Annotated in this window: 9 protein-coding genes, 4 tRNA genes and 7 rRNA genes; 19 read left to right on the top strand and 1 reads right to left on the bottom strand. The window is 46.6% G+C overall.

From position 1 onward, the window contains the following. The first annotated feature begins 159 nt into the window (after nt 1-159). The 18 genes from dusA (at nt 160) to J8Z23_RS14220 (ending at nt 18,724) form a co-directional block, all read left to right on the top strand. The gene (gene dusA / locus J8Z23_RS14305) at nt 160-1,140 is read left to right on the top strand and encodes a tRNA dihydrouridine(20/20a) synthase DusA (protein WP_150918228.1); all 981 of its coding nucleotides are present in this window, start codon (nt 160-162) and stop codon (nt 1,138-1,140) included. 163 nt (nt 1,141-1,303) lie between these two features. After that, complete coding sequence (gene pspG, locus J8Z23_RS14300) at nt 1,304-1,519, top strand: envelope stress response protein PspG (RefSeq protein ID WP_005398086.1); 216 nt, start codon at nt 1,304-1,306, stop codon at nt 1,517-1,519. A gap of 98 nt (nt 1,520-1,617) precedes the next feature. After that, entirely contained in the window at nt 1,618-2,277 is a 660-nt protein-coding gene (locus J8Z23_RS14295; protein WP_005398096.1) for a TIGR04219 family outer membrane beta-barrel protein, read from the top strand. Nucleotides 2,278-2,433: 156 nt separating this feature from the next. After that, the gene (locus J8Z23_RS14290) at nt 2,434-2,664 is read left to right on the top strand and encodes a hypothetical protein (protein ID WP_005455817.1); all 231 of its coding nucleotides are present in this window, start codon (nt 2,434-2,436) and stop codon (nt 2,662-2,664) included. Nucleotides 2,665-2,781: 117 nt separating this feature from the next. After that, nucleotides 2,782-4,653, top strand: a complete 1,872-nt coding sequence (locus J8Z23_RS14285; RefSeq protein ID WP_301659184.1) for an assimilatory sulfite reductase (NADPH) flavoprotein subunit — start codon at nt 2,782-2,784, stop codon at nt 4,651-4,653. Then, a complete protein-coding gene (gene cysI / locus J8Z23_RS14280; RefSeq protein ID WP_301659185.1) occupies nt 4,653-6,389 on the top strand; it encodes an assimilatory sulfite reductase (NADPH) hemoprotein subunit in 1,737 nt (578 codons plus the stop codon). Before J8Z23_RS14285 ends, cysI begins: the two co-directional genes overlap by 1 nt. After that, complete coding sequence (locus J8Z23_RS14275) at nt 6,382-7,161, top strand: phosphoadenylyl-sulfate reductase (protein WP_301659186.1); 780 nt, start codon at nt 6,382-6,384, stop codon at nt 7,159-7,161. Before cysI ends, J8Z23_RS14275 begins: the two co-directional genes overlap by 8 nt. Before the next feature lie 583 nt (nt 7,162-7,744). After that, a 16S ribosomal RNA gene (locus tag J8Z23_RS14270) occupies nt 7,745-9,297 on the top strand. A 295-nt stretch (nt 9,298-9,592) separates the two neighbouring features. Next, nucleotides 9,593-12,482: ribosomal RNA gene (locus J8Z23_RS14265) — 23S ribosomal RNA — on the top strand. Between the two features lie 85 nt (nt 12,483-12,567). After that, nucleotides 12,568-12,684, top strand: a 5S ribosomal RNA gene (rrf, locus tag J8Z23_RS14260). Nucleotides 12,685-13,000: 316 nt separating this feature from the next. Next, nucleotides 13,001-14,553 (top strand): 16S ribosomal RNA (locus tag J8Z23_RS14255). Between the two features lie 67 nt (nt 14,554-14,620). Further along, nucleotides 14,621-14,697: transfer RNA gene (locus J8Z23_RS14250), tRNA-Ile, on the top strand. Nucleotides 14,698-14,742: 45 nt separating this feature from the next. After that, a tRNA-Ala gene (locus J8Z23_RS14245) sits at nt 14,743-14,818 on the top strand. A 263-nt stretch (nt 14,819-15,081) separates the two neighbouring features. Continuing rightward, a 23S ribosomal RNA gene (locus J8Z23_RS14240) occupies nt 15,082-17,971 on the top strand. Between the two features lie 164 nt (nt 17,972-18,135). Continuing rightward, nucleotides 18,136-18,252: ribosomal RNA gene (gene rrf / locus J8Z23_RS14235) — 5S ribosomal RNA — on the top strand. 100 nt (nt 18,253-18,352) lie between these two features. Continuing rightward, nucleotides 18,353-18,428: transfer RNA gene (locus J8Z23_RS14230), tRNA-Thr, on the top strand. A gap of 56 nt (nt 18,429-18,484) precedes the next feature. Next, nucleotides 18,485-18,601 (top strand): 5S ribosomal RNA (gene rrf, locus J8Z23_RS14225). Together the 16S, 23S and 5S rRNA genes with 4 tRNA genes alongside form the textbook arrangement of a ribosomal RNA operon. 46 nt (nt 18,602-18,647) lie before the next feature. After that, nucleotides 18,648-18,724, top strand: a tRNA-Asp gene (locus J8Z23_RS14220). A gap of 738 nt (nt 18,725-19,462) precedes the next feature. On the opposite strand, the gene J8Z23_RS14215 is transcribed toward J8Z23_RS14220, so the two are convergent. Next, nucleotides 19,463-20,794, bottom strand: coding sequence for a cation:proton antiporter (locus J8Z23_RS14215; RefSeq protein WP_041852885.1), 1,332 nt, complete (start codon nt 20,792-20,794; stop codon nt 19,463-19,465). Between the two features lie 191 nt (nt 20,795-20,985). Here J8Z23_RS14215 and metH point away from each other — a divergent pair, with 191 nt between their 5' ends. Beyond that, entirely contained in the window at nt 20,986-24,666 is a 3,681-nt protein-coding gene (gene metH / locus J8Z23_RS14210) for a methionine synthase (protein ID WP_434634016.1), read from the top strand. The last annotated feature ends 61 nt before the right edge of the window (nt 24,667-24,727 follow it).

The following is a 24,727-nucleotide window of genomic DNA, read 5'->3' as shown; positions in this document are numbered from 1 at the left end:
TATTACTGCTGCATATTCTTAAGCATTTGGCTAGCCAGCCAGCCAAATCATTCTCGCTGAAACTAGCACCTAGAGGTGCTTGGGTATACAATACCCGACTTATTTTTTGAGCGTACTGCTGCGCTCGACCTTGGCAACATAAAAACGGGTGTTTATATCATGACTCATTCTTGCAGGCTCTCCGTAGCACCAATGCTCGACTGGACCGATCGTCATTGTCGCTACTTCCATCGCTTAATGACCAAAGAAACCCTGCTGTACACTGAAATGGTGACGACAGGTGCGATCATTCATGGAAAAGGAGATTTCCTGGCTTACAACGAAGAAGAGCATCCGTTGGCCCTTCAGTTGGGTGGTTCAAATCCAGGAGACTTGGCAAAGTGCGCTAAACTGGCTCAAGAGCGTGGCTACGATGAGGTTAACCTCAATGTGGGTTGCCCGTCTGACCGTGTACAAAACGGTCGCTTTGGTGCTTGCCTAATGGCAGAACCACAGTTGGTTGCGGATTGTGTCGCTGCAATGAAGGACGTGGTTGATATTCCTGTGACAGTCAAGACTCGTATTGGTATTGATGATCAAGATTCTTACGAGTTCCTAACGGATTTTGTTTCTATTGTCTCAGAAAAGGGGGGCTGTGAGCAGTTCACTATCCACGCGCGTAAAGCTTGGTTAAGTGGTCTTAGTCCGAAAGAAAACCGTGAGATCCCACCATTGGATTACCCACGAGCTTACCAATTGAAGCAAGATTTTTCTCACTTAACCATTGCTATTAACGGTGGTGTAAAGTCACTAGAAGAAGCCAAAGCACATCTTCAGCATCTTGATGGTGTGATGATTGGTCGTGAGGCTTACCAAAGCCCATATCTACTGGCATCGGTAGATCAAGAGTTATTTGGCTCTAATGCTCCAGTGAAGAAACGCAGCGAAATTGTTGAAGAGATGTACCCATACATTGAAGCGCAATTAGCGAAAGGTGCGTACCTTGGTCATATTACCCGTCATATGTTAGGTTTATTCCAAAGCATGCCAGGTGCTCGTCAATGGCGTCGTCATATCAGTGAAAATGCGCACAAGCCGGGTTCTGGTTTAGAAGTGCTGCAAGACGCGTTAGCGAAGATTCCAAAAGAATTGAATGTGTAAAATTAACCAGTGGTTGGCTAAAATTACCAACTAAAGAACAAGTAAGCCAGAGTGCAGAAATGTCTCTGGCTTTATTTTTGAATAAAAATCATTGTGTTATCGTCATCTTGGTAAGTTGGTATGGAAACTGCTCTGTTTATTAAAAACAAATGGAGAAGTGATTATGTTGGAGCTAATCTTTATTTTAGTCTTTGCGGCGACCCTATTGGTTACCGGTATCACAATGATGACCGTATTCGCAGCAACCGGTATCGCGTTAGTTGTGATGTTTTTACTGGGAATGGTCGGAGCGGTACTCAAACTATTGCCATGGTTAATCGTGATTGCATTGGGTGTTTGGTTCTTCAAGAATTACGTTGCCCAGCCCCGCTATAAATAACGAGTGACATGATTTAGTTGATAGAGAGACGTGAGAGTATGGTATATTTCCTCTCACGTCTTCAACGTGAACATCAGCTATCTCGGAGTACACACTACATGACAAATAAAGCGACCATCGCTTTAACAGCATTATCGTTGGCAGTATCTTTTCCTGTTTTTGCAGAATATTCTGTATCGACGAAAGTCGGCGCAGAGATCTGGGCTGCTGACACTAAAGTAAATGAAGTAAGACGAGATAGCAGCACAACAGGCGCATTTTACGCGGCGATTGAGCATGATGTGAAATACGTTCCTAATGCACGTCTTCGTTACTCGAGCATTGATGCTGATTATATGGGGTTCAATAAGCTTGATTTCACCATGTACTACCAAATTCTGGAGCATGATTTATTGCATTTTGATGCGGGTGTTACATTCAGTAATTTAAGTGACACTAAATACATTGATGCTGGCTCAAACAAGCGTATAGAAGAGTTTGATGAGCTGATTTGGGCTTGGTACGGTTACGCAGAGATTCAAGTTCCGGACACAAATTTTGATGTGATTGGTGAGATAAACTTTGGTGACAACAAAGGTATCAAAAGTACTGATTTCATGGCAGGTGTTCAATACCATGTACCGCTCGAAAAAGCTCAACTGGCTTTTCGTGGTGGTTACCGCGTGATTGATTTGGAGTCCGAGAAATTCATGTCGGATCTAGGGAAAGAGTTTATTTTTGCTAACGGCTTTTTTGTGAGTGCAGAATACGCATTCTAAATGCAGCCAGATTAGATACTCGATTTTTTAAAACGTCGCTTTATAAGCGGCGTTTTTTTATATCACTTCATTATATTCAATCGAATTTTCTGCCTATTTTGCTGACTTAGACCATGCTTACCTAGGAGCAATGTGAAAGTTAAAGCAGGGATAGCGATGACAATAAACGAACTAAGACATCTATTCCGTGAAAACCAGCTTGTCGAAGCGATTATTGAACCTGCAATCCAAGAGGGTGGCTGGGTTGTGGAGTTCAGACATGCGCGCGGTGGTTTTGTTTTTCTGACGGACAGTCATGGTGAAGAATGTCTTTATGAAGATTTGGATGCAGCGTCAAAATCGGCAATGGCAGTAGGCTTTCAACAAGTCCGCATTGAAGATCGATGAGCAAAAAGTAAGCCGTTCTTACTTCCAAAAAGTTATAAAACATTCACTTCTATTCTTTCTTGTTATTAAGGAGAGTGGGTACTCTATCATCACGCAATGAATAGGGATGTCGTGATAATGTCTTTTCAAAAGAATGAGTATTCTCACAAGAATGTGTCTGAAGATAATAATGGGCAAGGAGGAAATCCTCCAATCGCAAGCCCTCTGAATGACCAACAAATTAGCTCACTCCAACAAACTGTCTCTGAGTTGTCTTCACAGCAACTTGCTTGGGTCAGTGGGTATTTTTGGGGATTAGCTCAAAATCAACCAAATACAGCGGTAACGCCAATTGCACAAGCGACGGCAGCCGTATCAGCGAAGCCTGCAGGTAAGTTGAGTATTATTTTTGCTTCCCAAACTGGCAACGCTAAAGGCGTTGCTGAAGCTCTAGAACAGGAAGCAAAAGCAGAAGGAATTGCTGTCGAACTTTTTGATGCAAGTGATTACAAAGGTAAAAACTTAGCCAAAGAAACGCATGTCATTATTGTGGCATCGACGAACGGCGAAGGCGAAGCACCAGATAACGCTATAGAGCTACACGAGTTTTTGCAATCTAAGAAAGCTCCTAAGCTGTCAAACCTTCAATATGGCGTTATTGCTCTGGGTGACTCGAGCTACGAATTCTTCTGCCAAACCGGTAAAGACTTCGACGCTTACCTATCAAAGTTAGGTGCGACCCCATTTATCGATCGTCTTGATTGCGATGTGGATTATGAAGCACCAGCAGCTGAATGGCGTAAGAATGCGTTAGGTAAGGTAAAAGATACGCTTTCTTCTGGCACTGAAGCGGATGTGGTTCAACTTCCTGTGGGTCAGGCGGCGACTGCGCACTCTTCTTACAATAAACAAAACCCATACACAGCGACGTTACTGACCAGTCAAAAAATCACGGGTCGTGATTCTGGAAAGGATGTTCGTCATATAGAAATTGACTTGGAAGGTTCGGGGTTAACGTATCAGCCTGGTGATGCGCTAGGTGTGTGGTTTGAAAATAGTTCAGAACTTGCTAATGCCATTCTTGGTAAGGTCGGTTTGTCTGGGGTTGAAACCGTTGATGTTGATGGCGAAAGCTTGTCAATCCATAGTGCTCTCGTGAGTAAATATGAAATCACAACATCTAACCCTCAGCTCATTACAAAGTTTGCCGAGTTATCCGGTAGCAAGAAGCTACAAAAGCTGGTTGACGATAAAGATAAACTTCGCGAGTACTCTGCAAATACTCAAATTGTTGATGTATTGGCAGAGAAGAAAACCAAGTTAACCGCAGATGAGTTGATTAGTTTGCTTCGTCGTCTTACTCCTCGCCTTTACTCTATTGCATCAAGCCAAGAAGAGGTCGATGAAGAAGTACACCTAACGGTTGCTTTGGTTGAGTACGAACAAAACGACGAAAAACGATATGGTGGTGCGTCGAGCTTCTTAGCACAGCGTCTCGAAGAGGGAGATGAAGTTAAAGTATTTGTTGAGCATAACAACAACTTTAAACTGCCGGAAGATGATAGCACTCCAATTATCATGGTTGGTCCGGGCACTGGGATCGCACCATTCCGTAGCTTTATTCAGGAACGTGAAAACCGTGATGCTGAAGGCAAAAACTGGTTGTTCTTTGGTGATCGCACGTTCACTCAAGACTTCTTGTACCAAGTGGAATGGCAAAAGTACCTCAAGTCAGGAGTACTAAGCCGATTGGATGTTGCCTTTAGTCGTGACCAAGTAGAAAAAGTTTACGTACAACATCGCATCTTAGAAAACGCAGCTCAAGTGTGGCAGTGGATCCAAGAAGGCGCTTATATCTATGTCTGCGGTGATGCAACGCGTATGGCAAAAGATGTGCACGACGCACTGGTTATCGTTGCTGAACAAGAAGGCAAGATGCCGCGTGACGATGCAGAACAATTTATTAATGACCTACGTAAAGCGAAACGTTATCAGAGGGATGTGTACTAATGACTTTTTCTACTGAAAATAACAAGCAGATTGTATTAGGCGAAGAGCTAGGGCCGCTATCTGATAACGAGCGCCTGAAGCGAGAAAGTAACTTATTACGTGGCACCATTGAGCAAGATTTACAGGACCGTATTACTGGTGGCTTTACTGCCGACAACTTCCAGTTAATTCGTTTCCACGGTATGTATCAGCAAGACGATCGTGATATCCGTAATGAACGCACAAAGCAAAAGCTAGAGCCATTGCATAACGTGATGCTTCGTGCACGTATGCCTGGAGGCATCATCACGCCAACGCAATGGTTAGCGATCGACAAGTTCGCAACGGAGCACTCTTTATATGGAAGTATTCGTCTGACGACTCGCCAAACGTTCCAGTTTCATGGGGTATTAAAACCGAATATTAAGTTGATGCATCAAACGCTCAACAGTATTGGCATTGATTCGATTGCAACCGCGGGTGATGTAAACCGTAACGTGTTGTGTACCACTAACCCAGTGGAGTCAGAGTTACACCAAGAAGCTTATGAATGGGCGAAGAAGATCAGTGAACACCTGCTTCCAAAAACACGTGCTTACGCTGAGATTTGGCTAGACGGTGAGAAAGTAGAAAGCACTGAAGAAGATGAGCCTATTCTGGGTAAAAACTATTTACCGCGTAAGTTCAAAACGACGGTGGTGATCCCACCGCAAAATGACGTAGACGTGCATGCCAATGATCTTAACTTCGTAGCAATTGCGGATAACGGCAAGTTGGTTGGTTTTAACGTCCTAGTTGGCGGCGGTCTAGCGATGACACATGGTGATACGTCAACTTATCCGCGCCGCGCTGACGACTTAGGTTTCATCCCATTAGAGAAAACGCTTGATGTTGCAGCGGCGGTGGTTACCACTCAGCGTGATTGGGGTAATCGCTCAAACCGTAAGAATGCCAAAACCAAATACACACTTGACCGTGTAGGTACTGATGTCTTTAAAGCCGAAGTCGAAAAGCGAGCAGGCATTCAGTTTGAAGCAAGCCGCCCGTACGAGTTTACTGAGCGTGGTGACCGTATTGGTTGGGTAGAAGGAATTGATGGTAAACATCACTTAGCACTTTTCATCGAAAACGGTCGTCTGCTGGACTTCCCAGGTAAACCACTTAAAACGGGTGTTGCTGAAATTGCCAAAATCCATAAAGGCGATTTCCGTATGACTGCCAACCAGAACTTAATTGTTGCGGGGGTACCTAAAAGCGAAAAAGCGAAGATCGAAAAGATCGCTCGTGAACATGGCTTGATGGATGACAATATCAGTGAGCAGCGCAAAAATTCAATGGCGTGTGTTGCCTTTCCAACGTGTCCGCTAGCAATGGCAGAGGCAGAGCGTTTCCTTCCTCAGTTTGTTACTGATGTGGAGGGGATTTTGGAAAAGCACAACCTACCAAAAAATGACAACATCATTTTGCGTGTAACTGGGTGTCCAAACGGTTGTGGTCGTGCCATGTTGGCTGAAATTGGTTTAGTTGGTAAAGCGCCAGGTCGTTACAACCTACATTTAGGTGGTAACCGTGCTGGTACTCGAGTACCAAAAATGTATAAAGAGAACATCACGGATAAGCAAATCTTAGAAGAGATTGATCTGCTGGTGGCTCGATGGTCGAAAGAGCGTAAAGAAGGCGAAGCCTTCGGCGATTTCACAATTCGTGCTGGTATTATCCAAGAAGTGCTCGTATCAAAGAGGGACTTTCATGCTTGATTCTGTAGCGTCCAGGCTTGAGCTTACAGAGTTATTGACATTAACAAAGACGGAGCAAATCCTCCGTCTTGCTCAAATTAATGTCGAGCTCGAAAAGCTTTCGGCACAAGATAGAGTAAAGTGGGCTTTAGAGAATCTAGAGGGCGAGTTTGCGGTTTCTTCTAGTTTTGGTATTCAAGCCGCGGTTATGCTTCATTTAGTTACTCAAGTCAAAGCGGATATCCCCGTCATTCTAACCGATACAGGATACCTGTTTGCTGAAACCTATCAATTCATTGATGAGCTGACAGATGCTCTCAACCTAAACTTAAAAGTTTATCGAGCGAAAGAAAGTGCGAATTGGCAAGAGGCTCGATATGGGAAGTTATGGGAGCAGGGTGTAGAGGGAATTGAAAAATACAACAAGCTCAATAAAGTGGAGCCAATGCGTCGAGCGCTAAAAGAGCTTAATGTTGGAACGTGGTTCTCTGGACTACGTCGAGAGCAAAGTAAATCACGAGCAGGTTTACCGATACTATCAATTCAGCACGGTGTGTTTAAGTTTTTGCCAGTAATTGACTGGACTAATAAAGACGTTCATTACTACTTAGAACAACACGGCCTTAAATACCACCCATTGTGGGATGAAGGTTACCTTTCAGTTGGTGATACACATACCACTCGTAAATGGGAGCCGGGAATGTCAGAGGAAGAAACTCGATTCTTTGGCTTAAAGCGAGAATGTGGCCTACACGAAGATGATGGCTCTGAACAAGATGGGTCTGGCATATAGCCATAATGCTCTTTAAATAGAGTTTAGGTTAAGTTTAATAAAGATAGCTGCAATAAAGCAGCTTTCTTTATTTATAGCACCTGAAAAACACGCTTTATAGAATAACTCTGTGGATAAGTTGTGCGAGTTCTTGGGGTAAAGTTGAATAAATAAAGCTTTGATCGAAAACTCATCGCTTAACCATTATTTTTGCAATTTTTGAAAAATAACGCTTGCCAATGTGAGCGCGATCTCTATAATGCCTCCTCGTCGACAGGGCAAGGGCTCACAAGGGTTTAAGCGAAGTTGATAAGGCTGAAAAGAAAAACGAAATAATTTAAAAAAAAGTGTTTGACACAATAAATTATCTCGCTAGAATGGCCGCCTCTTCCGAAGTGATGTTAATCACAAAGAAGAGTTGCTCTTTAACAATATAGACCTATCAATCTGTGTGGGCACTCGTTGATGATAATCCAATTAGAAGCTTCGGCTTCAAATTAGGTTTCAATGAAACGAAGTGACCATTGAATCGAAAGATTCAGCACAGTCAATTCAAACATTACTTTATGTAATGTTCAGTATTCATTGAGCCGAACAAAATCTTAAATTGAAGAGTTTGATCATGGCTCAGATTGAACGCTGGCGGCAGGCCTAACACATGCAAGTCGAGCGGAAACGAGTTATCTGAACCTTCGGGGGACGATAACGGCGTCGAGCGGCGGACGGGTGAGTAATGCCTAGGAAATTGCCCTGATGTGGGGGATAACCATTGGAAACGATGGCTAATACCGCATAACGCCTACGGGCCAAAGAGGGGGACCTTCGGGCCTCTCGCGTCAGGATATGCCTAGGTGGGATTAGCTAGTTGGTGAGGTAAGGGCTCACCAAGGCGACGATCCCTAGCTGGTCTGAGAGGATGATCAGCCACACTGGAACTGAGACACGGTCCAGACTCCTACGGGAGGCAGCAGTGGGGAATATTGCACAATGGGCGCAAGCCTGATGCAGCCATGCCGCGTGTGTGAAGAAGGCCTTCGGGTTGTAAAGCACTTTCAGTCGTGAGGAAGGCGGCGTCGTTAATAGCGGCGTTGTTTGACGTTAGCGACAGAAGAAGCACCGGCTAACTCCGTGCCAGCAGCCGCGGTAATACGGAGGGTGCGAGCGTTAATCGGAATTACTGGGCGTAAAGCGCATGCAGGTGGTTTGTTAAGTCAGATGTGAAAGCCCGGGGCTCAACCTCGGAATAGCATTTGAAACTGGCAGACTAGAGTACTGTAGAGGGGGGTAGAATTTCAGGTGTAGCGGTGAAATGCGTAGAGATCTGAAGGAATACCGGTGGCGAAGGCGGCCCCCTGGACAGATACTGACACTCAGATGCGAAAGCGTGGGGAGCAAACAGGATTAGATACCCTGGTAGTCCACGCCGTAAACGATGTCTACTTGGAGGTTGTGGCCTTGAGCCGTGGCTTTCGGAGCTAACGCGTTAAGTAGACCGCCTGGGGAGTACGGTCGCAAGATTAAAACTCAAATGAATTGACGGGGGCCCGCACAAGCGGTGGAGCATGTGGTTTAATTCGATGCAACGCGAAGAACCTTACCTACTCTTGACATCCAGAGAACTTTCCAGAGATGGATTGGTGCCTTCGGGAACTCTGAGACAGGTGCTGCATGGCTGTCGTCAGCTCGTGTTGTGAAATGTTGGGTTAAGTCCCGCAACGAGCGCAACCCTTATCCTTGTTTGCCAGCGAGTAATGTCGGGAACTCCAGGGAGACTGCCGGTGATAAACCGGAGGAAGGTGGGGACGACGTCAAGTCATCATGGCCCTTACGAGTAGGGCTACACACGTGCTACAATGGCGCATACAGAGGGCGGCCAACTTGCGAGAGTGAGCGAATCCCAAAAAGTGCGTCGTAGTCCGGATTGGAGTCTGCAACTCGACTCCATGAAGTCGGAATCGCTAGTAATCGTGGATCAGAATGCCACGGTGAATACGTTCCCGGGCCTTGTACACACCGCCCGTCACACCATGGGAGTGGGCTGCAAAAGAAGTAGGTAGTTTAACCTTCGGGGGGACGCTTACCACTTTGTGGTTCATGACTGGGGTGAAGTCGTAACAAGGTAGCGCTAGGGGAACCTGGCGCTGGATCACCTCCTTAAACGATGATTATTGCGATGAGTGTTCACACAGATTGATGGTTTTGAAGCGAAAGCTTCGAGCTGTTATTGCTCTTTAACAATTTGGAAAGCTGACAAAACAACAATTTATTGTTGTTTGTAAAGTTCTCAAAGTATTCCTTATGGAATACAACTAAAAACACATTCAAGTGTTCTTGGGTTTTGCGAAAGCAAAACATATTTGAGTCCGGCAAAATCGAATGTCTCTCGCTCATTCAAATAATGAGAGACAACTTTGGTTGTTTAACATCAATTCGAAACTCCTTCGGGTTGTATGGTTAAGTGACTAAGCGTACACGGTGGATGCCTTGGCAGTCAGAGGCGATGAAGGACGTATTAACTTGCGATAAGCCCAGATTAGGTAGTAAAAACCACTTGAGTCTGGGATTTCCGAATGGGGAAACCCACTTACATAAGTAAGTATCGTTATGTGAATACATAGCATAACGAGGCGAACCGGGGGAACTGAAACATCTAAGTACCCCGAGGAAAAGAAATCAACCGAGATTCCGAAAGTAGCGGCGAGCGAAATTGGACTAGCCCTTAAGCTTTATAGGCGTTAGGTGAACAAGCTGGAAAGCTTGGCGATACAGGGTGATAGCCCCGTAACTGACGACGCATATTCAGTGAAATCGAGTAGGGCGGGACACGTGATATCCTGTCTGAATATGGGGGGACCATCCTCCAAGGCTAAATACTACTGACTGACCGATAGTGAACCAGTACCGTGAGGGAAAGGCGAAAAGAACCCCTGTGAGGGGAGTGAAATAGAACCTGAAACCGTGTACGTACAAGCAGTAGGAGCAGGCTTGTCCTGTGACTGCGTACCTTTTGTATAATGGGTCAGCGACTTATATTCAGTGGCAAGGTTAACCATCTAGGGGAGCCGTAGGGAAACCGAGTCTTAACTGGGCGTTCAGTCTCTGGATATAGACCCGAAACCAGGTGATCTAGCCATGGGCAGGTTGAAGGTTGAGTAACATCAACTGGAGGACCGAACCGACTAATGTTGAAAAATTAGCGGATGACTTGTGGCTAGGGGTGAAAGGCCAATCAAACCTGGAGATAGCTGGTTCTCCCCGAAAGCTATTTAGGTAGCGCCTCGGACGAATACTACTGGGGGTAGAGCACTGTTAAGGCTAGGGGGTCATCCCGACTTACCAACCCTTTGCAAACTCCGAATACCAGTAAGTACTATCCGGGAGACACACGGCGGGTGCTAACGTCCGTCGTGGAGAGGGAAACAACCCAGACCGCCAGCTAAGGTCCCAAATTACTACTAAGTGGGAAACGATGTGGGAAGGCTCAGACAGCCAGGATGTTGGCTTAGAAGCAGCCATCATTTAAAGAAAGCGTAATAGCTCACTGGTCGAGTCGGCCTGCGCGGAAGATGTAACGGGGCTAAGTAGTAAACCGAAGCTGCGGCAATATACTTTTGTATATTGGGTAGGGGAGCGTTCTGTAAGCGGTTGAAGGTGTGTGGTAACGCATGCTGGACGTATCAGAAGTGCGAATGCTGACATGAGTAACGATAAAGGGGGTGAAAAACCTCCTCGCCGGAAGACCAAGGGTTCCTGTCCAACGTTAATCGGGGCAGGGTAAGTCGACCCCTAAGGCGAGGCCGAAAGGCGTAGTCGATGGGAAACGGGTTAATATTCCCGTACTTCTTACAATTGCGATGGGGGGACGGAGAAGGCTAGGTGGGCCTGGCGACGGTTGTCCAGGTTCAAGTGCGTAGGCTGAAGAGTTAGGTAAATCCGGCTCTTTCTAAGGCTGAGACACGACGTCGAGCATCTACGGATGTGAAGTCATTGATGCCATGCTTCCAGGAAAAGCCTCTAAGCTTCAGATTGTAAGGAATCGTACCCCAAACCGACACAGGTGGTCGGGTAGAGAATACCAAGGCGCTTGAGAGAACTCGGGTGAAGGAACTAGGCAAAATGGTACCGTAACTTCGGGAGAAGGTACGCTCTCGACGGTGAAGTCCCTCGCGGATGGAGCTATTGAGAGTCGCAGATACCAGGTGGCTGCAACTGTTTATTAAAAACACAGCACTGTGCAAAATCGCAAGATGACGTATACGGTGTGACGCCTGCCCGGTGCCGGAAGGTTAATTGATGGGGTTAGACTTCGGTCGAAGCTCTTGATCGAAGCCCCGGTAAACGGCGGCCGTAACTATAACGGTCCTAAGGTAGCGAAATTCCTTGTCGGGTAAGTTCCGACCTGCACGAATGGCGTAATGATGGCCACGCTGTCTCCACCCGAGACTCAGTGAAATTGAAATCGCTGTGAAGATGCAGTGTACCCGCGGCTAGACGGAAAGACCCCGTGAACCTTTACTACAGCTTGGCACTGAACATTGACCCTACATGTGTAGGATAGGTGGGAGGCTTTGAAGCGCAGTCGCTAGATTGCGTGGAGCCGTCCTTGAAATACCACCCTTGTAGTGTTGATGTTCTAACGTCGACCCCTCATCGGGGTTGCGGACAGTGCCTGGTGGGTAGTTTGACTGGGGCGGTCTCCTCCCAAAGCGTAACGGAGGAGCACGAAGGTGGGCTAATCACGGTTGGACATCGTGAGGTTAGTGCAATGGCATAAGCCCGCTTGACTGCGAGAATGACAATTCGAGCAGGTGCGAAAGCAGGTCATAGTGATCCGGTGGTTCTGAATGGAAGGGCCATCGCTCAACGGATAAAAGGTACTCCGGGGATAACAGGCTGATACCGCCCAAGAGTTCATATCGACGGCGGTGTTTGGCACCTCGATGTCGGCTCATCACATCCTGGGGCTGAAGTCGGTCCCAAGGGTATGGCTGTTCGCCATTTAAAGTGGTACGCGAGCTGGGTTTAGAACGTCGTGAGACAGTTCGGTCCCTATCTGCCGTGGGCGTTGGAGAATTGAAAGGGGCTGCTCCTAGTACGAGAGGACCGGAGTGGACGAACCTCTGGTGTTCGGGTTGTGTCGCCAGACGCATTGCCCGGTAGCTAAGTTCGGGATCGATAACCGCTGAAAGCATCTAAGCGGGAAGCGAGCCTTGAGATGAGTTCTCCCTGATACTTTAAGTATCCTAAAGGGTTGTCGTAGACTACGACGTTGATAGGCAGGGTGTGTAAGCGTTGTGAGGCGTTGAGCTAACCTGTACTAATTGCCCGTGAGGCTTAACCATACAACACCCAAGGGGTTTTGATGGACTCAATGAAAGAACGTTGAATGTGTAAGAACGAAAACAGCTTTCCGAATTAAAGAATTTGCTTGGCGACCATAGCGTTTTGGACCCACCTGATTTCCATGCCGAACTCAGAAGTGAAACGAAATAGCGCCGATGGTAGTGTGGGGCTTCCCCATGTGAGAGTAGGACATCGCCAGGCTTTATTTTGCACTTGCTTAAGATTTAAGCAAGTCACCATAAAGTTCTAATCTTTTTAGAATTTTATGTTGACTTTCAAAGTGGAAAGCGTATTATACGCACCTCGCTTAAGTGCTAAGGCACTGAAAGCCAAGCTCTTTAACAATATAGACCTATCAATCTGTGTGGGCACTCGTTGATGATAATCCAATTAGATACCTCGGTATCAAATTAGGTTTCAATGATACGAAGTGACCATTGAATCTTCGGATTCAGCACAGTCAATTCAAACATTACTTTATGTAATGTTCAGTATTCATTGAGCCGAACAAAATCTTAAATTGAAGAGTTTGATCATGGCTCAGATTGAACGCTGGCGGCAGGCCTAACACATGCAAGTCGAGCGGAAACGAGTTATCTGAACCTTCGGGGAACGATAACGGCGTCGAGCGGCGGACGGGTGAGTAATGCCTAGGAAATTGCCCTGATGTGGGGGATAACCATTGGAAACGATGGCTAATACCGCATGATGCCTACGGGCCAAAGAGGGGGACCTTCGGGCCTCTCGCGTCAGGATATGCCTAGGTGGGATTAGCTAGTTGGTGAGGTAAGGGCTCACCAAGGCGACGATCCCTAGCTGGTCTGAGAGGATGATCAGCCACACTGGAACTGAGACACGGTCCAGACTCCTACGGGAGGCAGCAGTGGGGAATATTGCACAATGGGCGCAAGCCTGATGCAGCCATGCCGCGTGTGTGAAGAAGGCCTTCGGGTTGTAAAGCACTTTCAGTCGTGAGGAAGGCGGCGTCGTTAATAGCGGCGTTGTTTGACGTTAGCGACAGAAGAAGCACCGGCTAACTCCGTGCCAGCAGCCGCGGTAATACGGAGGGTGCGAGCGTTAATCGGAATTACTGGGCGTAAAGCGCATGCAGGTGGTTTGTTAAGTCAGATGTGAAAGCCCGGGGCTCAACCTCGGAATAGCATTTGAAACTGGCAGACTAGAGTACTGTAGAGGGGGGTAGAATTTCAGGTGTAGCGGTGAAATGCGTAGAGATCTGAAGGAATACCGGTGGCGAAGGCGGCCCCCTGGACAGATACTGACACTCAGATGCGAAAGCGTGGGGAGCAAACAGGATTAGATACCCTGGTAGTCCACGCCGTAAACGATGTCTACTTGGAGGTTGTGGCCTTGAGCCGTGGCTTTCGGAGCTAACGCGTTAAGTAGACCGCCTGGGGAGTACGGTCGCAAGATTAAAACTCAAATGAATTGACGGGGGCCCGCACAAGCGGTGGAGCATGTGGTTTAATTCGATGCAACGCGAAGAACCTTACCTACTCTTGACATCCAGAGAACTTTCCAGAGATGGATTGGTGCCTTCGGGAACTCTGAGACAGGTGCTGCATGGCTGTCGTCAGCTCGTGTTGTGAAATGTTGGGTTAAGTCCCGCAACGAGCGCAACCCTTATCCTTGTTTGCCAGCGAGTAATGTCGGGAACTCCAGGGAGACTGCCGGTGATAAACCGGAGGAAGGTGGGGACGACGTCAAGTCATCATGGCCCTTACGAGTAGGGCTACACACGTGCTACAATGGCGCATACAGAGGGCGGCCAACTTGCGAAAGTGAGCGAATCCCAAAAAGTGCGTCGTAGTCCGGATTGGAGTCTGCAACTCGACTCCATGAAGTCGGAATCGCTAGTAATCGTGGATCAGAATGCCACGGTGAATACGTTCCCGGGCCTTGTACACACCGCCCGTCACACCATGGGAGTGGGCTGCAAAAGAAGTAGGTAGTTTAACCTTCGGGGGGACGCTTACCACTTTGTGGTTCATGACTGGGGTGAAGTCGTAACAAGGTAGCGCTAGGGGAACCTGGCGCTGGATCACCTCCTTATACGATGATTATTGCGATGAGTGTTCACACAGATTGATACGGTTTATGAAGTTTAAGAGACGATACTGGGTCTGTAGCTCAGGTGGTTAGAGCGTTCGCCTGATAAGCGAGAGGTCGGTGGTTCGAGTCCACTCAGACCCACCAATTTCCTTCCCAAGGAATTGGCATACAGTATCGACACACCTTGATGGGGCTATAGCTCAGCTGGGAGAGCGCCTGCCTTGCACGCAGGAGGTCTGCGGTTCGATCCCGCATAGCTCCACCATCTTTAAGTGTTCTTGAAAAAGAATCTTTAAAAATGGTTTTCATCAGAAAATCTAGCTCTTTAACAATTTGGAAAGCTGACAAAACAACAATTTATTGTTGTTTGTAAAGTTCTCAAAGTATTCATTTATGAATACAACTAAAAACACATTCAAGTGTTCTTGGAATTTGAGTCCGGCAAAATCGAAATGTCTCTCGCTCATTCAAATAATGAGAGACAACTTTGGTTGTTTAACATCAATTCGAAACTCCTTCGGGTTGTATGGTTAAGTGACTAAGCGTACACGGTGGATGCCTTGGCAGTCAGAGGCGATGAAGGACGTATTAACTTGCGATAAGCCCAGATTAGGTAGTAAAAACCACTTGAGTCTGGGATTTCCGAATGGGGAAACCCACTTACATAAGTAAGTATCGTTATGTGAATACATAGCATAACGAGGCGAACCGGGGGAACTGAAACATCTAAGTACCCCGAGGAAAAGAAATCAACCGAGATTCCGAAAGTAGCGGCGAGCGAAATTGGACTAGCCCTTAAGCTTTATAGGCGTTAGGTGAACAAGCTGGAAAGCTTGGCGATACAGGGTGATAGCCCCGTAACTGACGACGCATATTCAGTGAAATCGAGTAGGGCGGGACACGTGATATCCTGTCTGAATATGGGGGGACCATCCTCCAAGGCTAAATACTACTGACTGACCGATAGTGAACCAGTACCGTGAGGGAAAGGCGAAAAGAACCCCTGTGAGGGGAGTGAAATAGAACCTGAAACCGTGTACGTACAAGCAGTAGGAGCAGGCTTGTCCTGTGACTGCGTACCTTTTGTATAATGGGTCAGCGACTTATATTCAGTGGCAAGGTTAACCATCTAGGGGAGCCGTAGGGAAACCGAGTCTTAACTGGGCGTTCAGTCTCTGGATATAGACCCGAAACCAGGTGATCTAGCCATGGGCAGGTTGAAGGTTGAGTAACATCAACTGGAGGACCGAACCGACTAATGTTGAAAAATTAGCGGATGACTTGTGGCTAGGGGTGAAAGGCCAATCAAACCTGGAGATAGCTGGTTCTCCCCGAAAGCTATTTAGGTAGCGCCTCGGACGAATACTACTGGGGGTAGAGCACTGTTAAGGCTAGGGGGTCATCCCGACTTACCAACCCTTTGCAAACTCCGAATACCAGTAAGTACTATCCGGGAGACACACGGCGGGTGCTAACGTCCGTCGTGGAGAGGGAAACAACCCAGACCGCCAGCTAAGGTCCCAAATTACTACTAAGTGGGAAACGATGTGGGAAGGCTCAGACAGCCAGGATGTTGGCTTAGAAGCAGCCATCATTTAAAGAAAGCGTAATAGCTCACTGGTCGAGTCGGCCTGCGCGGAAGATGTAACGGGGCTAAGTAGTAAACCGAAGCTGCGGCAATGTGCTTTTGCACATTGGGTAGGGGAGCGTTCTGTAAGCGGTTGAAGGTGTGTGGTAACGCATGCTGGACGTATCAGAAGTGCGAATGCTGACATGAGTAACGATAAAGGGGGTGAAAAACCTCCTCGCCGGAAGACCAAGGGTTCCTGTCCAACGTTAATCGGGGCAGGGTAAGTCGACCCCTAAGGCGAGGCCGAAAGGCGTAGTCGATGGGAAACGGGTTAATATTCCCGTACTTCTTACAATTGCGATGGGGGGACGGAGAAGGCTAGGTGGGCCTGGCGACGGTTGTCCAGGTTCAAGTGCGTAGGCTGAAGAGTTAGGTAAATCCGGCTCTTCTTAAGGCTGAGACACGACGTCGAGCATCTACGGATGTGAAGTCATTGATGCCATGCTTCCAGGAAAAGCCTCTAAGCTTCAGATTGTAAGGAATCGTACCCCAAACCGACACAGGTGGTCGGGTAGAGAATACCAAGGCGCTTGAGAGAACTCGGGTGAAGGAACTAGGCAAAATGGTACCGTAACTTCGGGAGAAGGTACGCTCTCGACGGTGAAGTCCCTCGCGGATGGAGCTATTGAGAGTCGCAGATACCAGGTGGCTGCAACTGTTTATTAAAAACACAGCACTGTGCAAAATCGCAAGATGACGTATACGGTGTGACGCCTGCCCGGTGCCGGAAGGTTAATTGATGGGGTTAGACTTCGGTCGAAGCTCTTGATCGAAGCCCCGGTAAACGGCGGCCGTAACTATAACGGTCCTAAGGTAGCGAAATTCCTTGTCGGGTAAGTTCCGACCTGCACGAATGGCGTAATGATGGCCACGCTGTCTCCACCCGAGACTCAGTGAAATTGAAATCGCTGTGAAGATGCAGTGTACCCGCGGCTAGACGGAAAGACCCCGTGAACCTTTACTACAGCTTGGCACTGAACATTGACCCTACATGTGTAGGATAGGTGGGAGGCTTTGAAGCGCAGTCGCTAGATTGCGTGGAGCCGTCCTTGAAATACCACCCTTGTAGTGTTGATGTTCTAACGTCGACCCCTTATCGGGGTTGCGGACAGTGCCTGGTGGGTAGTTTGACTGGGGCGGTCTCCTCCCAAAGCGTAACGGAGGAGCACGAAGGTGGGCTAATCACGGTTGGACATCGTGAGGTTAGTGCAATGGCATAAGCCCGCTTGACTGCGAGAATGACAATTCGAGCAGGTGCGAAAGCAGGTCATAGTGATCCGGTGGTTCTGAATGGAAGGGCCATCGCTCAACGGATAAAAGGTACTCCGGGGATAACAGGCTGATACCGCCCAAGAGTTCATATCGACGGCGGTGTTTGGCACCTCGATGTCGGCTCATCACATCCTGGGGCTGAAGTCGGTCCCAAGGGTATGGCTGTTCGCCATTTAAAGTGGTACGCGAGCTGGGTTTAGAACGTCGTGAGACAGTTCGGTCCCTATCTGCCGTGGGCGTTGGAGAATTGAAAGGGGCTGCTCCTAGTACGAGAGGACCGGAGTGGACGAACCTCTGGTGTTCGGGTTGTGTCGCCAGACGCATTGCCCGGTAGCTAAGTTCGGGATCGATAACCGCTGAAAGCATCTAAGCGGGAAGCGAGCCTTGAGATGAGTTCTCCCTGATACTTTAAGTATCCTAAAGGGTTGTCGTAGACTACGACGTTGATAGGCAGGGTGTGTAAGCGTTGTGAGGCGTTGAGCTAACCTGTACTAATTGCCCGTGAGGCTTAACCATACAACACCCAAGGGGTTTTGATGGACTCAATGAAAGAACATTGAATGTGTAGTAACGAGAATTAAGAAACAGCTTTCCGAATTATTCGATTTGCAAGCAAATCTCACCCTAAAGGGCCGCACTAAAGTGCGTTTGAATTTGCGAGCAAATTGATAAAGAATTTGCTTGGCGACCATAGCGTTTTGGACCCACCTGATTTCCATGCCGAACTCAGAAGTGAAACGAAATAGCGCCGATGGTAGTGTGGGGCTTCCCCATGTGAGAGTAGGACATCGCCAGGCTTTAAATTTAGTTTTTACATTATTAAAATGTGAAAACAAAAGTTAAGAGAGCCCGTTTGTAAAAGCGGGCTTTTTTAGTCCTGACGGACATAAATAATGTGCTGATATGGCTCAGTCGGTAGAGCGCATCCTTGGTAAGGATGAGGTCCCCAGTTCGATTCTGGGTATCAGCACCATTTACTGTTTGTTTTAGTTTTTAGTTTAAAGCCTAAAACAAAACGTAAAGAATTTGCTTGGCGACCATAGCGTTTTGGACCCACCTGATTTCCATGCCGAACTCAGAAGTGAAACGAAATAGCGCCGATGGTAGTGTGGGGCTTCCCCATGTGAGAGTAGGACATCGCCAGGCTTTAAATTTTGGACACTTGCTGATTACAAGCGAGTGATACCACTGCGGAGTGGTAGTTCAGTTGGTTAGAATACCGGCCTGTCACGCCGGGGGTCGCGGGTTCGAGTCCCGTCCACTCCGCCATTTATATTAAGCCTCAGTCGAAAGACTGGGGCTTTTTTCGTTTTGGTTACTCGACATCCCTTAACCCCATTTCCATATTGAAATCTTGCATCGAGAGGCATGCTCCTCTCTCGCGATGCTTTCTAAGCCCTGTCATGAACTAGTTGATGACAGTCTCGAGATCTCGTTTTGAGCACCAGCACGTGCTTACCAAAGATTCCTCTATAACATATTAGAAATATCTAGCTATGTGACAGAACTTAGTCGTTCGAGGTGTCGCTTTGTTTCTATCTAACAACTTTGAATATAAGTTCAGTGTCGCTGAGATCAAGTATGAGGACTCTAAACTTCTGCTAAGGGCTTGATCAACCTGAGTGCTAGCTCAGACCTTAGTCTGGTGGGATTTCAAGCCCGTTTGGGGGAGTGATCTCGCAATCATCCTCAATGCTTCTTTCTATATACAAATACAAAGTCGCTCATTGTTAAGTGTTGTGGAAGTTTAGCTGTGGTGTTTACAGGGAGCCTATATTGCCAAGGGAAGAGAAGTGATGATGAAAATGCTTAAACTAAAAGACTCCCTCTATGGATACTATCTATCGGCAATAGTTAGTATCTATGAAACCGTAGCGTGACGATTATTCGAATATTTAACTGTATATCAAAGAGTAACAAGCGTTCCATTCTTGAAGGGGAGTCCGAAGATTAGATATGAAAAAAGCAGCTAGATAGCTGCTTTTTCATCTATTAAGTTACGTGTCTTTAAGAGTCCACTGGCTCCGTATGCTCCGGAGTGGTTATTGCTTGGTTGTTCTCTTCCATTTTCTTCTCTTCATCTTTTGCTTTTTCAATCATTGGGGTGATTGTTGAGCCTTGAATGAGGATAGAGAAAACAACGACGGAGTAGGTCATTACAAGAATAATCTCTTTTACATCGATTAACTTATCTTGAATCACCCAAATACCTGATGGAATAGAAAGTGCCATCGCTAGTGCCAGGCCTCCGCGTAAACCGCCCCACGTCAAAATACGCACTGACCATGGATTATATTTTCTGTAACGTTTAAAGCCAATGTACGAGAGAAATACGCTTAGATAGCGAGCTGCTAGTACAAGAGGGACTGATATAGCCATCATGATCCAGTCTTCTTTGTGGAATTCAAATAGCAGCATTGACATACCGATCAGTAGGAATAACACGCCATTCAAAAACTCATCAACAAGCTCCCAAAAATGGTCAAGGTGATCTTCACTCTCTTTTGAAAAGCCAATAAAGCGTGTCCAGTTGCCAATCATAATACCGGATACAACCATCGCGAGTGGGCCTGATACATGGATGTATTCAGCAAATGCGTAACCTGCCGTTGGGACACCAATGGTAAGTAACAATTCCATTGAGTGATCGTCGGTGGCACTGATTAAGTAGTGGAATAGCAAACCGAGGACGAAACCATAAGTGATACCACCGATAGCTTCTTGGATGAAGAGTAAGGTGACACTACCTACAGTTGGTGCCTCAGTACCAAATGCAATCGTAAATAGAGTGACAAAGATAACCAAACCGAAGCCGTCATTGAAGAGCGACTCTCCTTCAATCTGGGTGGAGATACGTTTGGGAGCATCGAGCTTTTTAACTATAGCCAATACAGCGATTGGGTCAGTTGGCGATATTAGAGCACCAAATAGTAAGCAGTAGACCAAATCAAATTGGATGCCAATTAACTGACAGAATCCGTAGAGCGCAAACCCGATAAAGAAAGTGGAAAACAGGGTGGCTCCAAGGGCTAAAACAGTGATCTCCCACTTTTGATCTTTAAGGTTCGGGAGTTTGATGCCTAATCCACCCGCAAATAGTAAGAAGCCAAGAATGCCTTTGAGCAAGAAATCTTCGAAGTTGATCCTTGTGACCGTCTCCGTCGCAATTTCGGTGAGATGGAACCAGTTGTTTTGGCCCGCAATTAAGATTAGAAGTGAAAGCACCATTGAACCTGCGGTAATCGCAATGGTGGTTTGCATCTTTCCTATCTTGCTGTTTACAAAAGCAATTAGCATCGCAGCTGCGGATAGAAAACATAAAGTATGATAGACCGACATAGAGCTCTCTATTTGTAACATTTTATGAATGGGATTCTCGACTGATGCTGCTTAAATAGCAAACATTTTTTCGCGATTATTTTGTAAGTTAAGAAGGAGATAAAATAATCATTAATTCCACGTTTAGACGTCTAGACTCCTGAAGTTTGTGTGATAGGATGGAAAGATAACTAAAGGAATGAGGCTGTACTGTGGGAAGTAACGTAAGACAACAGATTGAAGCTCAATTGAAGCAACGTATTCTTTTGATTGATGGTGGTATGGGAACCATGATTCAGGGATACAAACTTGAAGAGCAAGACTATCGAGGAACGCGCTTTGCGGATTGGCATTGTAATCTAAAAGGTAACAACGACCTGTTGGTTCTAAGTCAGCCTCAACTTATCAAGGAAATTCACGCTGCATATTTAGAAGCGGGTGCAGATATTCTCGAAACCAACACGTTTAACGCAACAACCATTGCGATGGCTGACTACGAGATGGAAAGCCTAAGTGAAGAAATTAACTTTGCTGCTGCCAAGCTTGCACGTGAAGTTGCAGACGAATGGACCGCAAAAACACCCGATAAACCGCGTTATGTCGCAGGGGTTTTAGGGCCTACGAACCGCACTTGTTCTATCTCTCCTGATGTAAACGACCCTGGATATCGAAATGTTTCTTTCGACGAGTTAGTTGAGGCTTACTCTGAATCGACTCGAGCGCTGATTAAAGGTGGTTCTGACCTTATTCTTATCGAGACCATCTTCGATACTCTTAACGCTAAGGCTTGTTCATTTGCTGTTGAAAGTGTGTTTGAAGAGATGGGTATTGAGTTACCTGTGATGATCTCGGGGACTATTACCGATGCTTCCGGTCGGACATTATCCGGTCAAACCACAGAAGCATTTTACAACTCATTACGTCATGTTAAACCGATTTCGTTTGGTTTGAACTGTGCGCTGGGCCCAGATGAGCTTCGTCCTTATGTTGAAGAGCTTTCGCGTATATCAGAATCTTTTGTTTCCGCTCACCCAAATGCCGGGCTTCCGAATGCATTCGGCGAATACGATTTATCGCCAGAAGATATGGCTAAGCATGTTCAAGAGTGGGCTCAAAGTGGCTTTTTAAACTTGATTGGTGGGTGCTGTGGTACAACTCCTGAGCACATTCGCCAAATGGCACTCGCGGTTGAAAATATCGCCCCTCGTCAATTACCTGACCTTCCCGTCGCTTGTCGCTTGTCTGGCCTGGAGCCACTCGCTATTGATAAAGACTCTTTATTTATCAATGTCGGTGAGCGTACGAATGTAACCGGTTCTGCGCGTTTTAAGCGCTTGATTAAAGAAGAGCTGTACGATGAAGCGCTCGATGTGGCTCGTCAACAAGTTGAAAATGGCGCTCAAATTATCGATATCAACATGGATGAAGGCATGTTGGATGCACAAGCTTGTATGGTTCGGTTTTTAAACCTTTGTGCGTCAGAACCTGAAATCTCAAAAGTACCAATCATGGTCGACTCTTCCAAGTGGGAAGTTATTGAAGCCGGTCTTAAGTGTATCCAAGGCAAAGGTATTGTTAATTCGATCTCACTCAAGGAAGGTAAAGAGAAGTTCGTTGAACAAGCTAAGTTGATCCGCCGTTACGGTGCGGCTGTGATTGTGATGGCGTTTGATGAGATTGGGCAAGCAGATACACGTGAGCGCAAAGTAGAAATTTGTACCAACGCTTACCGAATTCTTGTTGATGAAGTGGGCTTTCCACCAGAAGACATCATTTTTGACCCAAACATTTTTGCCATTGCTACGGGGATCGAGGAGCATAATAACTACGCGGTGGATTTCATTGAAGCCGTTGGCGATATCAAACGTGATTTACCACATGCGATGATCTCGGGTGGTGTTTCTAACGTCTCATTCTCTTTCCGTGGCAATAACTATGTACGTGAAGCGATTCACGCGGTGTTCCTCTACCACTGTTTTAAAAATGGTATGGATATGGGGATTGTGAATGCGGGTCAGTTAGAAATCTACGATAACGTGCCTGAAAAATTGCGTGAGGCTGTGGAAGATGTCGTTCTTAACCGTCGTGATGACGCCACTGAGAGATTGTTAGATATCGCAGCGGAATACGCAGGCAAAGGGGTAGGTAAAGAGGAGGATGCCTCTGCACTTGAGTGGAGAACTTGGCCTGTTGAAAAGCGTTTAGAGCACGCGTTAGTGAAAGGAATAACTGAGTTCATCGTTGATGATACCGAAGAGGCTCGTGTCAACGCTTCAAAGCCATTAGAGGTGATTGAAGGTCCACTAATGGATGGGATGAACGTCGTCGGAGACCTGTTTGGTGAAGGTAAAATGTTCCTTCCTCAAGTCGTAAAATCTGCACGAGTGATGAAGCAAGCAGTCGCGCATCTGGAGCCCTACATCAATGCAGAAAAGCAGGTGGGACAAACAAACGGTAAGATTTTGCTAGCGACGGTCAAAGGTGATGTACATGATATCGGGAAAAATATCGTTGGCGTTGTATTGCAGTGCAATAACTACGAAATTATCGATCTTGGTGTCATGGTTCCTTGCGAAAAGATCTTAAAAGTAGCGCAAGAAGAGAACGTCGATATTATTGGTTTGTCAGGGTTGATCACGCCTTCATTAGACGAAATGGTGCATGTTGCAAAAGAGATGGAGCGTCTCGACTTTCACTTACCTCTTCTCATCGGTGGCGCAACAACGTCAAAAGCCCATACAGCAGTTAAGATTGAGCAAAATTACAAGCATCCAGTTGTTTACGTGAATAACGCCTCACGTGCGGTGGGCGTATGTACTTCTCTATTGTCAGATGAACGTCGCCCTGAATTTGTTGAAAAACTTAAAGCTGATTACGAACGAGTACGTGATCAACATAATCGAAAGAAACCGAGAACCAAACCAGTGACATTAGAAGCGGCTCGAGCGAATAAAGTTGCGATCGATTGGGAAGCTTACACTCCTCCAGTGCCTGTTAAGCCTGGTATTCATATCTTCGATGATTTTGATGTGGCTATATTACGTCAATACATCGATTGGACACCATTCTTTATGACTTGGTCACTTGTGGGTAAGTATCCAACAATTTTCCAACATGAAGAAGTTGGTGAAGAAGCAAAACGTTTATTCGAAGATGCCAACGAGTTACTTGATCGAGTTGAGCGAGAAGGCCTGTTAAAAGCGCGTGGAATGTGTGGCTTATTCCCTGCTGCGAGCGTGGGGGACGACATTGAAGTTTATGCTGATGAAACTCGTACCGACGTTGTGAAAGTACTGCGTAACTTGCGTCAACAGACTGAGAAACCAAAAGGATTCAACTATTGTTTATCTGACTACATCGCACCTAAAGAGTCGGGTAAACATGATTGGATAGGGGCATTTGCTGTCACTGGTGGTATTGGTGAACGAGAGCTTGCTGATGAATACAAAGCACAGGGAGATGATTACAACGCAATTATGATTCAAGCGGTGGCGGATCGCCTAGCCGAAGCGTTTGCTGAGTATTTGCATGAGCGTGTCCGTAAAGAAATTTGGGGTTATGCTGCGGATGAAGATTTATCTAACGATGATCTCATTCGTGAAAAATACCAAGGTATTCGCCCTGCACCAGGTTATCCAGCGTGCCCTGAGCATACTGAAAAAGGACCGCTTTGGGAGCTACTTAATGTGGAAGAGAATATTGGCATGACTCTAACCTCCAGCTATGCAATGTATCCGGGCGCGTCAGTCTCTGGTTGGTATTTCTCTCATCCTGACTCACGTTACTTTGCGATCGCACAGATCCAAGAAGATCAGCTAGAGAGTTACGCCGATCGTAAGGGGTGGGATAGGATCGAGGCTGAAAAATGGTTAGGGCCAAACATTAACGGTTAAATTGATGTTTACCTCGTCCAAATGTAACAACTAATGAAACGACAAAGGGCTGCAGATACGC

The sequence above is a fragment of the Vibrio sp. SCSIO 43086 genome (assembly GCF_051132235.1).
GTDB lineage: Bacteria > Pseudomonadota > Gammaproteobacteria > Enterobacterales > Vibrionaceae > Vibrio > Vibrio diabolicus.
Note: the sequence above shows the minus strand (reverse complement) of the source record. Positions and strands in the feature narration are given on the sequence as shown.